Origin of the sequence: Kribbella antibiotica (assembly GCF_004349055.1) — a bacterium.
GTDB lineage: Bacteria > Actinomycetota > Actinomycetes > Propionibacteriales > Kribbellaceae > Kribbella > Kribbella antibiotica.
On record NZ_SMKX01000207.1, the window covers coordinates 1 to 13,346 of the forward strand.

General features: G+C 66.9%; 8 protein-coding genes. 6 read left to right on the plus strand and 2 right to left on the minus strand.

Features of this window, described 5'->3' with window-relative positions:
- Position 1: 1 nt before the first annotated feature.
- Positions 2–88 carry an IS3 family transposase gene (locus E1263_RS38850; RefSeq protein ID WP_420323368.1) on the plus strand — a complete coding sequence of 29 codons (87 nt, stop codon included), beginning with the start codon at positions 2–4 and terminating at the stop codon, positions 86–88.
- Positions 89–245: 157 nt separating this feature from the next.
- On the opposite strand, the gene E1263_RS38855 is transcribed toward E1263_RS38850, so the two are convergent.
- Positions 246–3,896 (minus strand): NPCBM/NEW2 domain-containing protein, encoded by a 3,651-nt coding sequence (locus E1263_RS38855; RefSeq protein ID WP_132176852.1) that lies wholly within the window; start codon positions 3,894–3,896, stop codon positions 246–248.
- 147 nt (positions 3,897–4,043) lie between these two features.
- Here E1263_RS38855 and E1263_RS38860 point away from each other — a divergent pair, with 147 nt between their 5' ends.
- The 5 genes from E1263_RS38860 to E1263_RS38880 all read left to right on the plus strand — a co-directional run bounded on the left by E1263_RS38860 (position 4,044) and on the right by E1263_RS38880 (position 12,687).
- A complete protein-coding gene (locus tag E1263_RS38860) occupies positions 4,044–5,393 on the plus strand; it encodes an alpha/beta hydrolase family protein (protein ID WP_165956901.1) in 1,350 nt (449 codons plus the stop codon).
- A gap of 78 nt (positions 5,394–5,471) precedes the next feature.
- A complete protein-coding gene (locus E1263_RS38865; protein WP_132176856.1) occupies positions 5,472–6,533 on the plus strand; it encodes an alpha/beta hydrolase in 1,062 nt (353 codons plus the stop codon).
- 128 nt (positions 6,534–6,661) lie between these two features.
- Positions 6,662–9,427 (plus strand): type I DNA topoisomerase, encoded by a 2,766-nt coding sequence (gene topA, locus E1263_RS38870; RefSeq protein WP_132176858.1) that lies wholly within the window; start codon positions 6,662–6,664, stop codon positions 9,425–9,427.
- 13 nt (positions 9,428–9,440) lie between these two features.
- Positions 9,441–9,872 (plus strand): Fur family transcriptional regulator, encoded by a 432-nt coding sequence (locus tag E1263_RS38875; RefSeq protein ID WP_132176860.1) that lies wholly within the window; start codon positions 9,441–9,443, stop codon positions 9,870–9,872.
- Positions 9,873–9,939: 67 nt separating this feature from the next.
- On the plus strand, positions 9,940–12,687 hold the full coding sequence (locus E1263_RS38880; protein WP_165956902.1) for a glycoside hydrolase family 2 TIM barrel-domain containing protein: 2,748 nt from the start codon (positions 9,940–9,942) through the stop codon (positions 12,685–12,687).
- A gap of 455 nt (positions 12,688–13,142) precedes the next feature.
- Here E1263_RS38880 and E1263_RS43015 read toward each other — a convergent pair whose 3' ends face one another.
- Positions 13,143–13,301, minus strand: coding sequence for a hypothetical protein (locus E1263_RS43015; RefSeq protein ID WP_165956903.1), 159 nt, complete (start codon positions 13,299–13,301; stop codon positions 13,143–13,145).
- Positions 13,302–13,346 lie beyond the last annotated feature (45 nt).

Sequence of the window (13,346 nt, forward strand, 5' to 3'; positions counted from 1 at the left end):
CATCCGCTGGTACAACAACGACCGCATCTCAACAAGACTCGAGGGCCTGAGCCCGGTGCAATACCGGGCCCAAGCCCTCGCGGCCTAGGCTTCTAACCAGCCAGTCCAACAATCGGGGACCAGTTCAGTTTGTGGGTTGGCCCGTCGGATTCTGGTGGTGCAACCCACCATCGGCGGGGTTGACCCCTGAGATGGTGGGGGCGGTGGGGAGGAGGCCGCCCCGGCGCTCCTCCCCACGGCGGGGGTTACGGGGTGCAGCTCAGCTTGGCGTTGGCCCAGTCGGCGTGGTCGCTGGTTACGCCGTCGCCTGCGTCCGTCACCTGGAGGGTGAGGGTTTGGGCGCCGGTGACGTTGACCGAGACCGATGCCGTGGGGGAGGCGCCTGTGACGAGGTCTGAGGTGTATTTGGCGACCCCGTCCGTCAACACCTTGAAGGAGACTTTGCCTCGGTCTTCCATTTCGTCGTCGATGCCTACTTGGGCGGTGAAGGTTTGGCAGTTGGCGCCGAGGCGGACGCTGACGACCGAGGGGGCGTGGGTGCCCAGGCCCTTCGCGTACGTCGTTCCGTTCAGCGTCAACGCGGCGCCGTCACCGGGGGCGTCTTCGCCGTTGCTGCGGTCGCGTTCGACCGGGCCCCAGCCGTTGGTGGAGTCCAGGAACTCCAGATCGCTGACCCATTGCTCGCCGCGCGGGGCGGGTGGCAACGGCTTGTTGGCGATGGTGGCGGCGAAGAAGCCCAGGCCACCGCCGGGGAGTTTGATGGCTTGGACGGTTTTGCCGGGATCCAGCGGTACGGCGGTGTAGAAGACCCGGTAATCCGTTGTGGTGTTGGCCAAACCGGTGGGTGTGTAGCGGCCCTTCGTCGACACCGCTAGCTTCGCGCCGCCGGTGGTGGCGTCCTGGCAGCACCAGTTGGGGAGCTGGAAGGTCGCCTGGGATGACGTGCCGTCGGTGTAGAGGATCGTCACCGCACCACGGGCGTTCAGGCTGGCTCCTGCGCCCAACAACGCAAGGTGCGATCCGGTGCCAGACACCAGGATCGGTGCGGACTGGTTCTTCACCAGGTTGGGCGTGCCGGGTGCTCCGGACGGCCAGGTGAAGTTCGCGTCCTGGACCGTGACGGTTGCGCCGGGCTTGTAACCGGCCGCCGCCAACGCCTCACCGTTGAAACTGTTGCCGGACCCATCGAAGTTGCCCTTGGCAAACGAAGAGGCGTCGGTGATGCCAACGGTGTTGGCGGCTTGCGACAGGGAGCCGTAGGGAAGCTGCGCGGTGGCGACGGCCGTCTGAGAATATCGCTTGCCTTGAGCAACATATGAAGCGGTCAGCGACAGAGTGAAACTTGCAGGCTGTACGTCGGCTCCCGGCGTGACCTGGAGTTTCGTGGTGACCGTCTGACCGGCCCGCACCGAGGCGAAGGTCTTGACCCCCGCGGAGGTCCACCCGGCCGGCAGCTGCAGGTCCAGATCAACGTTGCGCACGGTCGCGCCCGTGTCGTTGCGGAAGCTGGCGGTCACCTCAGTGGCCTGCCCAGGGGCGTTCCACAGCGACGGAGTCTCCAGCGAAGGGCTACCGAAGGTGTTGGCGACATCCGGTCCGCCGACAGACGACGTACCGAGCAGACGGACCGTGGAGGTCCGCGAGGTCGAGACAGCCGCGGTCTCGACAGTGACCACACCGTCCTTGTACGTCGACTTCACCGGACGTCCGTCAACCAGCACGGCCGACGGTGCCGAGCCCGTGTGCACGGTCAGCTCGTAAGGACGCGAGCCCGGCTTACCGGCGTACGAGCCGTTGAGTGCACCGATCTTGACGGTGATGTTGCCGCGGCCATCGCGAGGCGCGTCGACGGTGAACTCCTGCTGTGCAGACTGCTTCGAACGAGTCACCCGGTCGTCCTCGAACAGCTTGAACGACGACTTTCCCTGCGGGTAGATGTCCACCGTCAGGCGGTCACCAGGCTTCTGCTCGGCAGCCGCATTGATCCCCGGCTTCCACATCGGCACCACAGCACCCGCCTTGACGAACAGCGGCAACGTGTCGAGCGCAGCGTGGTACCCGTTCACGGTCGTCGGCCCCTGGTAGACGCGTCCGGTCCAGTAGTCGACCCAACGCCCCTCCGGCAGGTAGATCCCGCTCTTGACCTCATCCGCACCCCACATCGGTGCGACCAGGAACTCCTTACCAGCAAGGAACTCGTACTTCGTGGTGTCGTCCCACGTCTTCGGGTCGTTCGGATACTCGAGTACCAGCGAGCGGTTCAGCGGAGCGCCGGTCCGGTGCGCCTCATCGGCGTACGTGTAGAAGTACGGCAGCAAACGCTCACGCAGCTTCAGGTACTTGCGGTTGATATCCGTGTACGGCGCTCCGTACGCCCACGGCTGCTTGATCGCCGGAGTGGCCCAGCCGGACATCGTCATGAAGGCGGGGTTGAACACCTTCCACTGCAGATCACGCACGTACGACGTTGCCGAGCCCCCGAAGATGCCGTCCACGTCACCGGCGCTGTACGCGATACCGGAGTTGCCGGAGCCGGTGATAGCAGGGATCTGCCACTTGATAGCGTCCAGCGAACCAGCGTGGTCGCCGGTCCACTGCACTGCACACCGCTGCGCGCCGGCCCAGCCCTCAACCATCCAGGCGAACCCGCGGGCGTTGCTGTACTGCTCGATTCCCTTATGGGCGGTGTCACACGCGCTCAGTGCGTACCGGTAGCCCGGTCCGACCCAGGCGACGTCCAGCTTGCGCACGCGCACCCCAGCGTCACCCACCTCGGCCGGCTGGCGATCGAGCGAGGACTGCGTCCACAGCCCCATCTCGATGTTCCGCTTCCGCAGTTCGTCACCGGTCTGCTTCAAAGCAGGAATCTCCCGCTTGCCCCAGTACGTGCCGTCGACCTGCTCGAACTCGGTGTTGTCCGAGTAGCCGCAGCCATAGTCGTCGTTGACGAGCATCCAGCCGCCTGGCATGTCCTCGTCCCGGAACCGCTGGGCGACCTTCACCGCGTCCAGAGTGGTGACCTTGTCCGGGTTCACCTTCCAGTCGTTGCTCGGGTCCGGGTCCTTCGCGTAGTGACCGCGGTTGTAGCAGTCGGAGTCGCCGTACTCGAGTCCGTAGATCGGCGGCATGAACGGCCGGCCGGTCAGTTCGGTGTAGCGGTCCAGCGAGGTCTTGAGGTCGCCGATGAAGTAGTACGCGTCGAAACGCTTCTCGTCGTGCGTCACGGCGACCGGGCTGCCGAAGGTGTAGCTGCCGGGACTGAACGTGTTGCGCAGGACGCCGTACCCGGCGGTGCTCATGTAGTACGGCGACGCGTTCGGGTTGCCGCCGTCCTCCCAGTTGAAGTCCTTGGAGATCTTGATGGTCTCGTCGCGGTGCGAGAAGCGGCCGTTCTGCATGCCGCCACCGAAGAACTGCTCGCTCGCACCCCGGGTCAGCGACTGCGTCGTGGACGTATCGGTCCAGGACAGCGGTGCGGCCTCGGCCCAGACCAGCCGGTCGTCACGGTAGACGCTGAACTTCAGCGGCTTCTTCTGCGCCCGGACCTCGATCTTGCCGGTCGTCAGCGAGTAGTACCCGCCGCGATCCCGCCACGAGGTGCGAGGGCTGCCGTAGTCGGTCTTGGTGACGATGGTCGACGCCGGGTCGTCCGGGTTCTCCGGCGCCGTACTCGCGGGGTCGGTGAAGGTGCCGTCCGGCGCCAGCCACAGCCGGAAGACGTCGTCCTTCAGGAACACGACCCGCACCTTCGCCGGGCCGGCACTCAGCGTGTACGTCGCTTTGTCGGCGGCGAACCCGGTGATGTCACCCAGAGTGGTCCCGGCGGCCTGCGCTGGGGCGGTTGTGCTCACTAGGGCGCCCGCTAGGAGCGCAATGGCGACTACTGAACGTTTCATGCGAACAAAGATGCTCACAAGGCCTCACTTCACGCATCTATGAACAAGTTGCGCTCATTGAAGCTCACCGCGACCGAGTTGTCACGAGCTCGGCCGTCATCAAGTTGGGACGAGGTCTCCATCACAGGGAGAAAACAGGCGGTGACGATGAGTCGCATGGTGAACTCCGGTCACAGCAGTCACATCCGTCACAGCATCGGACGGCGTGGTCTGCTCGCCGGCGGGCTCGCGGCCGGCCTGGGGATCGCAGCACCCGGCGTGGCGCACGCGCTGCCTGTCGACCCAGACGCGCGCGACGCCGTACGGGCGCAGGACGACCCTGACTTCCACCCGGTGAAGTTCCGGCTGCCGGAGCCGACCGGCCGGAAGTCGCTGGGCACGACCTCACTGCACCTGATCGACGACAAGCGGCCGGACCCGACCATGCCCGGCGGCAAGCGCGAACTGATGATCACCCTCTGGTACCCGTCGACCCTGATGGACGACAACCCGCGCGCGATGTACATGCCGAAGCGGACCGCGGCCGAGGTCGACGAGACCTGGACCGGTGAGTACGGCCTGGCCCTGCCGACGGGGACCTTCGACTTCGCGAACACGGTGACGAACAGCCGCCTGAACGCACCGATGCAGAAGATGAAGCACCCGGTCCTGCTCTTCTCGCCCGCCTATCAGTACAGCCGGTTCGTGAACACGGCCCTGGCCGAGGACCTCGCCAGCCGCGGATTCGTCGTGGTCGCGATGGACCACACGCACGAGACCCCGACCGAATTCCCCGGCGGCCGGTTTCTGCCCGGCGTACCGCCCACGCAGCCGACGGATCCGCTCTTCACCCGCCAATACGTCGACACTCGGGTGGCCGACGCGCGATTCGTCCTCGACGAGCTCACGAAGATCGCGGCCGGCCACAAACCAGGGGCCGAGGGCAACGAATTGCCGAGTGGGTTCGGCGTCGGGCTGGACCTGCGCCGGGTCGGCATGTTCGGGGTCGGTCTCGGTGGTTACGCGACCGCGGCCGCGATGCGCGCCGACCAGCGGATCGCCACCGGCCTCAACCTCGACGGCACGCTGCAGGACGACCGGCTCAAGGGTCCGCCGGCCGAGGTCGCGCTGAAGGGGATCGACCGGCCGCTGCTGCTGTTCGGGTCGGACGAGACCCAGTTCACCGACCCGAACAAGGACTACTTCGACGTGTCCTGGGCCACCTTCTGGACCGTGCAGAAGGGCGGCAAGCTCAACCTGAACCTGCTCGGGGCCAAGCAGAAGGCATTCACCGACTACCAGTTCGTCTTCGACCAGGTTTTCCGCGAGATCTACGGCGACGACCCGATCATCACCTCGGTGATGACGGCGCTGGTCGGCAAGGTCGACGCGGCCAAGAGTGTGCGCGCCCAGCGCGAATACATCGCTGCGTACTTCGACACCACCCTGCGGCGCCGTCCGAACCGGCTGCTGACCCAGGACTCGCCGGAGTTCCCGGAAGTACACATCCGGTGGTGAAACGTACGACCGTGGGGTGAGCGCGGTTCGGGCCGGAGGCTGATTCGCTGACGGCGGATCGCCGGTTGGCTGGTGGCCATGATCAGTCGACGTCTGTTTATCGGTGCCGCGGGTGCCATCGCCATCCCAACCGGCAAGACAAGTCGGACCAGCCCGGCCAGTTCGCCGTACCGGGTGGAGCTGCCCGCGCCAACCGGGCGGCACGCCATCGGAACCCGAGAGCTGCACCTGGTCGACCATGGTCGACCAGACCCGTGGCGGTCCGGTCCACGCGAGCTGATGGTGAGCCTGTGGTTCCCAGCACTCCAGCTGCCCGGCCCAAGAGCCCCGTACGCCGGTAGTGCAGTCGCGCCCGCGTTAGCCACCGAGATGGCCGGGTACCTGCGGTTGAGCGGCGACACCGTCGATCTGGCCGGCAGTTTGACGCATGCGCGCCGGAACGCGCCGGTGGTCCGCCCGGGGCCGACACTGCTCTATTCACCGGGGTCAGGTGCGTCACGTGTCATCGGAACGAACCAGGCCGAGGAGCTGGCCAGCCATGGCTACCTGGTCATCACTGTCGACCACACCGGAGAGGCGCCGGTCGAGTTCCCCGGCGGGCGGGTGGTGATGCCGCATATACCCTGGGAGGACCCGGTCGCCGTACGGACGGCGACAGACACGCGGGTTGCCGACATCCGATTCGTCCTGAATCGGTTGCGGGTGAATCGGGCCGGCATGTTCGGGTACTCGATGGGTGGTGCGGCGGCCGCATCGGCGATGCTGGTGGACCGGCGGATCCGGGTCGGCGTCAACCTGGACGGCGGCATGTACGACGGCGATCAGCCGAGCGAAGTGGCGCGGACAGGGCTCGATCGACCGTTCCTCTTGTTCGGAGCGGGCGATCATTCCCGGGCCACCGATCCGAGCTGGAAATCCTTCTGGGAGGCCCAGCGCGGGTGGAAGCGGGAAGAGCTTCTCACGGATGGTGGACACGGGTCGCTGGGTGACTATCAGTTCACACTCCCGGCACTTGCCCGGTTGAACGGCGTACCCTCGGGAGCTCTGGAGCCGGGGCTCGGCACGGTCGATCCGGCCGTGGCAGTGGCCCGGGTGCGACGCGCGGTAAGAGGGGTTTTCGGATACTTTCTGAAACCCTGAGAGGGGTGCCCGGCGGCGGACCGGTTACGGTGCGTGGACAAACGCAGGAAGAAATACGTTGTCGACGGCCGTACTCTGTCCTCGAACGGACCGGCACGACCGAACGCAACGGGTGCGAGAGGAGCACGGTGGCACGGGCAACAGGGACGAAAGCCGCGGCGGCGGGATCGTCGTCGGGCGGTGGACGACGGCTGGTGATCGTCGAGTCGCCGAAGAAGGCGCGGATGATCGCGGGCTTCCTGGGCGCCGGATATGTGGTGGAGTCGAGTTTCGGCCACATCCGGGACCTGCCGAAGGGTGCCGACGAGATCCCGGCGAAGTACAAGGGACTGGCCTGGGCCAGGCTCGGTGTCGACGTCGACAACCACTTCGACCCGCTGTACGTCGTACCGGCCGACAAGAAGGCCCAGATCCGCAAGCTCAAGGATCTGCTCAAGGACGCCGACGAACTCTTCCTCGCCACCGATGAGGACCGCGAGGGCGAGGCCATCGCGTGGCACCTGCTCGACGAGCTGAAGCCGAAGGTCCCGGTCAAGCGGATGGTCTTCCACGAGATCACGCCGAAGGCCATCCAGGACGCGGTCGGCGCGGCCCGGGACATCAACGAGTCGCTGGTCGACGCCCAGGAAGCCCGCCGCATCCTGGACCGGCTGTACGGCTACGAGGTCTCGCCGGTGCTCTGGAAGAAGGTCATGCCGAAGCTGTCGGCGGGCCGGGTGCAGTCCGTCGCGGTCCGGATGGTCGTCGACCGGGAGCGCGACCGGATCGCGTTCCGGACGGCGTCGTACTGGGACCTGGACGCCAAGCTCGACGCGGGTGAAGGCAAGACCCCGCGGATCTTCCCGTCCCGGCTGGTCTCGGTGGACAGCCGGCGGATCGCTCAGGGGCGCGACTTCGCGTCGACCGGTGAGCTGAAGAACGACACCACGGTCCACCTGGACGAGACGACCGCCACCGCGCTGGCCGCGGCGCTGCAGGACTCCACGTTCAAGGTCCGCTCGATCGAGTCGAAGCCGTACACGCGCAAGCCGTACGCGCCGTTCCGGACCACGACGCTGCAGCAGGAGGCCGGGCGCAAGCTCAATATGTCCGCCTCGCAGACGATGCAGATCGCGCAGCGGCTGTACGAGAACGGAAACATCACCTATATGCGTACCGACAGCGTCACGCTGTCGGAGACCGCGATCACCGCGGCCCGGGCGCAGGTCCGCGAGCTGTACGGCGCGTCGTACCTGCCGGACAAGCCGCGGGTCTACACCTCCAAGGTGAAGAACGCGCAGGAGGCCCACGAGGCGATCCGGCCGGCCGGTGAGAACTTCCAGACGCCGGCCCAGACGGGGCTGAGCGGTCCGGAGTTCCGGCTGTACGAGCTGATCTGGATGCGGACGATCGCGTCGCAGATGAAGGACGCGGCCGGAAACAGCGTCTCGATCAAGATCGACGCCAAGGCCACCACCGGAGAGAACTGCGAGTTCACCTCGTCGGGCCGGGTGATCACCTTCCACGGCTTCCTGAAGGCGTACGTCGAGGGCGCGGACGACCCGTCGCACGAGACGGACGACCGCGAGACGCAGATCCCCGATGTCTCCGAGGGCGACGTGCTGCCGGCGACCGAGGTCGTGGCGTCCGGGCACGAGACCAAGCCGCCGTCGCGCTTCACCGAGGCGACGCTGATCGCCCAGCTGGAAGACCGCGAGATCGGCCGGCCGTCGACGTACGCGTCGATTCTGGGCACGATCCAGGCCCGCGGGTACGTGTACAAGAAGGGTACGGCGCTGGTGCCGGCCTGGCTGGCGTTCGCCGTCGTGCGGCTCCTTGAGCAGCACTTCACCCGGCTCGTCGACTATGCCTTCACCGCGTCGATGGAGGACATCCTCGATGAAGTTGCTTCAGGCAACCTTCAGCGCGAGGGCGTGCTCGGCCGGTTCTACTTCGGTGACGACGAGACCGAGGGCCTGCAGTCGATGGTCACCGATCTGGGTGACATCGATGCGCGGGAGATGTCGACGTTCCAGGTCGGCGGACCCGACAGCGGTGTGGTCGTTCGCGTCGGTCGCTACGGGCCGTACGTCGAGGACAAGGACGAGCGGCGCGCCAATGTGCCGGAGGATCTGCCGCCGGACGAGCTGACGATGGAGAAGGCCCAGGAGCTGCTGGAGCAGCCGTCCGGGGTCGAGATCGAGCTCGGCGAAGCTCCGGACACCGGCCTGAAGGTGGTCGCGAAGGCGGGTCGCTTCGGTCCGTACGTGACCGAGATCCTGCCGGAGGACGCACCGAAGAGCGCCAAGCCGCGGACCGGGTCGTTGCTGAAGTCGATGCAGCTGGACAGCATCGGGCTCGACGACGCGATGAGGCTGCTGTCGCTGCCGCGCGTGGTCGGCAAGGACCCGGAGAGCGGTGACGAGATCACCGCGCAGAACGGGCGCTACGGGCCGTACCTGAAGAAGGGGACGGACTCGCGGTCGCTCACCTCCGAAGACCAGATGTTCGACATCACTCTCGAAGAGGCGCTGAAGATCTACTCCGAGCCCAAGCAGCGTGGTCGGCGAGCTGCCGCACCGCCGCTGAAGGAGCTCGGCGCGGATCCGGCATCGGGTGAGCCGATCGTGGTGAAGGAGGGCCGTTTCGGTCCGTATGTCACCGATGGCGAGACCAATGCGACGCTCCGCAAGGATGATGACGTCGAGACGATCTCGCTGCTGCGGGCTGCCGAGTTGCTGGCCGACAAGCGGGCCCGTGGACCGGTGAAGAAGACGGCCAAGAAGGCGCCTGCCAAGAAGACGGCCGCCAAGAAGACGGCAGCGAAGAAGACCGCGGCCAAGAAGACGACGACGGCGAAGAAGACCGCCGCCAAGAAGGCTCCGGCCAAGAAGACGGCAGCGAAGAAGTCCTGAGGGGGCGACGCACATGACGAGTGCAGTGGAAGTCAGTGCGCAGCGGTTGCGGGATCGGGGTGAGCGGGTGACCCCGGCCCGGCTCGCGGTGGTCGAGGTGCTCGCCGGCACCGAGGAGCACCTGAGCGCCGAGCAGATCGGCGAGCGGGCCGAGGCGTTGCGGCCCGGCATCCACCGGGCCACGGTCTACCGGGCGCTCGACGCGCTCGGCGAATTCGGGCTGGTCACGCACGTCCACCTCGGCCGCGCAGGTACGACGTACCACCTGGCGGGCGACCTGGCCCCGCGGCATCTGCACCTGCGCTGCTCCGAGTGCGGGACCGTGTACGACGCTCCTGGCGACATCCTGGAGTCGGCGCGCAAGAAGGTGCAGCGCGAGCTCGGATTCCACCTGGCGGTCGAGCAGGTCGCTCTCGTCGGCGTCTGCAAGGCGTGCCGACCCTGATACACCCTGTCCATATCTGTTGATCGATGTGGATTTGTGCGCAGGTCTGGGCTTAGGCTCAGGGCTTGTGACCTATGTCGAGGACTTTTCCCCCGGTCAGAACGTCCTGCCGGCGCGCGCCTGGCTGGATGACGACACCGCGCGCGTCGCGCTGAGCGGGGAGTGGAGCTTCCGGCTGTCGCCGAGTGTGGCCGACGCCCCGGACGACCTGAAAGACCCGGACACGTCCGGCTGGGACACCCTCGCGGTGCCCGGGCACTGGCAGCTGAGCGGGTACGGCGCTCCGGCGTACACGAACATCGTGTATCCGTTCCCGCTGGAACCGCCGTACGTGCCGACTGACAACCCGACCGGCGACTACGTGCGGTCCGTCGCGGTGCCGGCTGACTTTGCCGGGTCGCAGATCGTGCTGCGGTTCGAGGGCGTGGACTCGCGGTTCGCCCTGTGGGTGAACGGGACCTTCGTCGGGTGGTCGTCGGGATCGCGGTTGCCGAGCGAGTTCGACCTGACCTCGGTGGTGACGCCGGGCTCTGACGCACAGGTCGCCGTACGGGTGCATCAGTGGTCGGCGGGGTCGTACCTCGAGGACCAGGACATGTGGTGGCTGTCCGGGATCTTCCGCGAGGTCAACCTGCTGGCGCTGCGGCCCGGCGCTGCGACCGACGTGTTCGTGCACTCGTCCTACGTCGATGGGGTCGGGACCCTGCGCGTCGACGCCGACGTGGCCGGGACTGTGGAGGTGCCCGAGCTGGGTCTTTCGGTTCCGACTGGCGTTGGCGCGACGATGCCTGTGGAGCCGTGGAGTGCCGAGAGCCCGCGCCTGTACGACGGTGTGTTGCGGACCGACGGTGGTGAGGTCCGGCTGCGGATCGGGTTCCGGACGATCGCGATCGTGGACGGCGTGTTCACGGTGAACGGGAACCGGGTGCTGTTCAACGGGGTCAACCGGCACGAGTTCCACCCGGACCGCGGTCGCGCGCTGACCGAGCAGGACATGCTGGATGACGTACTGATCATGAAGCGGGCCGGAATGAACTCGGTCCGGACCAGCCACTACCCGCCGCACCCGCACTTCCTGTCGCTGTGCGACGAGTACGGGCTGTATGTGGTGGACGAGTGCGATCTGGAGACGCACGGGTTCGGCTACGAGCCGCAGCCGCCGAACCTCCCCAACCCGGTGATGGACCCGCGCTGGCGCGACGACCTCGTCACCCGGATGCAGCGGATGATCGGCCGCGACAAGAACCACCCGTCGATCGTCATCTGGTCGCTCGGCAACGAGTGCGGGATGGGCGAGAACCTCAAGGCGATGTACGACGCCGCGAAGGAGCTCGACCCGTCGCGGCCGGTGCACTACGAGCGCGACACCGAGGCTGAGTTCGTCGACATCTATTCGCGGATGTACACCGATCCGGCCGGGTGTGCGGAGATCGGTGCGGACACTTCGAAGTACCGGAACTTGCCTTTCATTCTGTGTGAGTACGGGCACGCGATGGGGAACGGGCCGGGTGGGCTGCTCGACTACCGCGAGGTGTTCGAGAAGTACCCGCGGTGCCAGGGTGGATTCATCTGGGAGTTCATCGACCACGGGTTGCGGACGACGATCGACGGGCGTGAGGTCTACGCGTACGGCGGCGACTTCGGCGAGACGATCCACGACGGCAACTTCGTCTGCGACGGACTGCTGTTCCCGGACCGGACGCCGTCGCCAGGTATGCACGAGTTCGCGAAGGTGATCGAGCCGCTGCGCATCGTTGCCAATGGCAAGGGTGTTGCGATCACCAACCACTACGAGGTTCTGGATACGTCGCACCTGACGTTCCGTGTGGTCGTCGAGGTCGAAGGTTCGCAGGTTTCGTCTGAGGTTCTCACGGTCGCGCCGATTGCTCCTGGGGAGACGGTGACGCTCGAACTCCCGTACGACGGCTCGCAGCCCGAAACGTGGGTGACGGTGTCGGCCGAGCTGGCGGAGTCGACCTCCTGGGCGGATGCCGGTCACCGGATCGCCTGGGGTCAGGTCCGGCTCGACGAGCCGGTGCTGGCGGTTGCTGCTGCTGGTTCCCCTGCCGAGGTGACTGCCGGCATCCACGGCATCAGCTTCGGTGCGGTAGCCAACGCGCGGATCGAGGTCTGGCGCGCCCCGATCGACAACGACGTACAGCCTGGTGTTGTCGAGGCCTGGCGCGAGGAAGGCCTGCATCGTGTGCAGCACCGCGTCGTGTCAGCCGGTGAACGCGATGGCGCTTTCGAGGTCGTCACCCGTACGGCGCCGCCTGCGCTGCAATGGGGTTTGCGCAGCACCTGGCGCTGGACCTCCGTCGAAAGTGGTGTGCAGCTCGAACTGAACGTCGTACCGGAGGGTCAGTTCCCGAACGTGCTGCCGAGGCTCGGCATCACCTTCGAGATCCCGAAGGTCGACCGCGTCGAGTGGTTCGGCACCGGACCCAACGAGGCTTACGTCGACACCCGTGAAGCCGCTGCAGTCGGCAAATACGCCGCCACGGTCGCCGACCTGCAAACGCCGTACGTGCGCCCGCAGGAAAACGGCCACCGCATCGACACCCGCTGGGTCGCACTGGACGGCCTCCGAATCGATGCCGTAGGCAACCTCTTCGGCCTCACCGTCCGCGACTGGACCACCCACGATCTGGAAACCGCCACCCACAACGCCGACCTCAAACCCGGCGACACCACCTACGTCACCTTGGACATCGCCCAAACCGGCGTAGGCACCGCCGCCTGTGGCCCAGCCCTCCCCGACCGAGACAAGCTCCACACGGCTCCAGCCACCCTCACGGTCCGCTTCACCCAGTAGCGCAGCCGGCAGCACCGTGCAGACCGACTGTTACTAGTCCCACAAACCCCGCCCGCCTGAGGCTCCTTCCGGCGGGCGGTGCGCTGTCCAGCCCGACTACTAACAGTCCGTCTGTACGCCCCTGCCTCCGGGTAGTGGTGCCGTCTCCGGCCTCCCGCCGGCCCCAGCCAGGCGCAGCCCACCCGCGGCTCGCCGACGACTACCCGTCCATCGGTACACCGCCCGCCGCTCACCCGCCCGCCGCTCGCTCACCCGCCGCCGCGCGCCGCCCCGAGGCTTCCGCGGCTGGTGTCGGGCGCGGCTGCGGCCAATCGTTTGGGGAGCGCCATGCACCGCAATCGGCTAGTTCCACTCCCCAAAGCGGTTTGGGGAGCCCTGCCCTGTCGATCCGGTTGGTTTCGCTCCCCGGTCCAGCCCTTAACCGGCCTTGGGTTCACCCATCAGACGGGACTGCGTTAGAGGCGTTCCTTGCGGAGGGCGGAGATGTGCTCGGTCGAGTCGTCGGGCGAGGCGTCGCCTGGAGGGAGTTGCAGGGGTGCCGGGTCGGTTGCCGGGACGAGGCGGCTGCGGCGGATCAAGTCGGCCCGGATGCGGTCCTGGGCGGCGTCGTTCATGTAGCCAGCCTAAGGCGGGGTGGGGCGGGTTTAGATGGCGATTAC

Excerpts from the sequence above, each read along its gene's own strand:
- E1263_RS38865 (WP_132176856.1), top strand. The coding sequence starts at position 5,472 with ATGATCAGTCGACGTCTGTTTATCGGTGCCGCGGGTGCCATCGCCATC.
- E1263_RS43015 (WP_165956903.1), bottom strand. The coding sequence starts at position 13,301 with ATGAACGACGCCGCCCAGGACCGCATCCGGGCCGACTTGATCCGCCGC.
- E1263_RS38860 (WP_165956901.1), top strand. The coding sequence starts at position 4,044 with ATGAGTCGCATGGTGAACTCCGGTCACAGCAGTCACATCCGTCACAGC.
- E1263_RS38855 (WP_132176852.1), bottom strand. The coding sequence starts at position 3,896 with ATGAAACGTTCAGTAGTCGCCATTGCGCTCCTAGCGGGCGCCCTAGTG.
- E1263_RS38875 (WP_132176860.1), top strand. The coding sequence starts at position 9,441 with ATGACGAGTGCAGTGGAAGTCAGTGCGCAGCGGTTGCGGGATCGGGGT.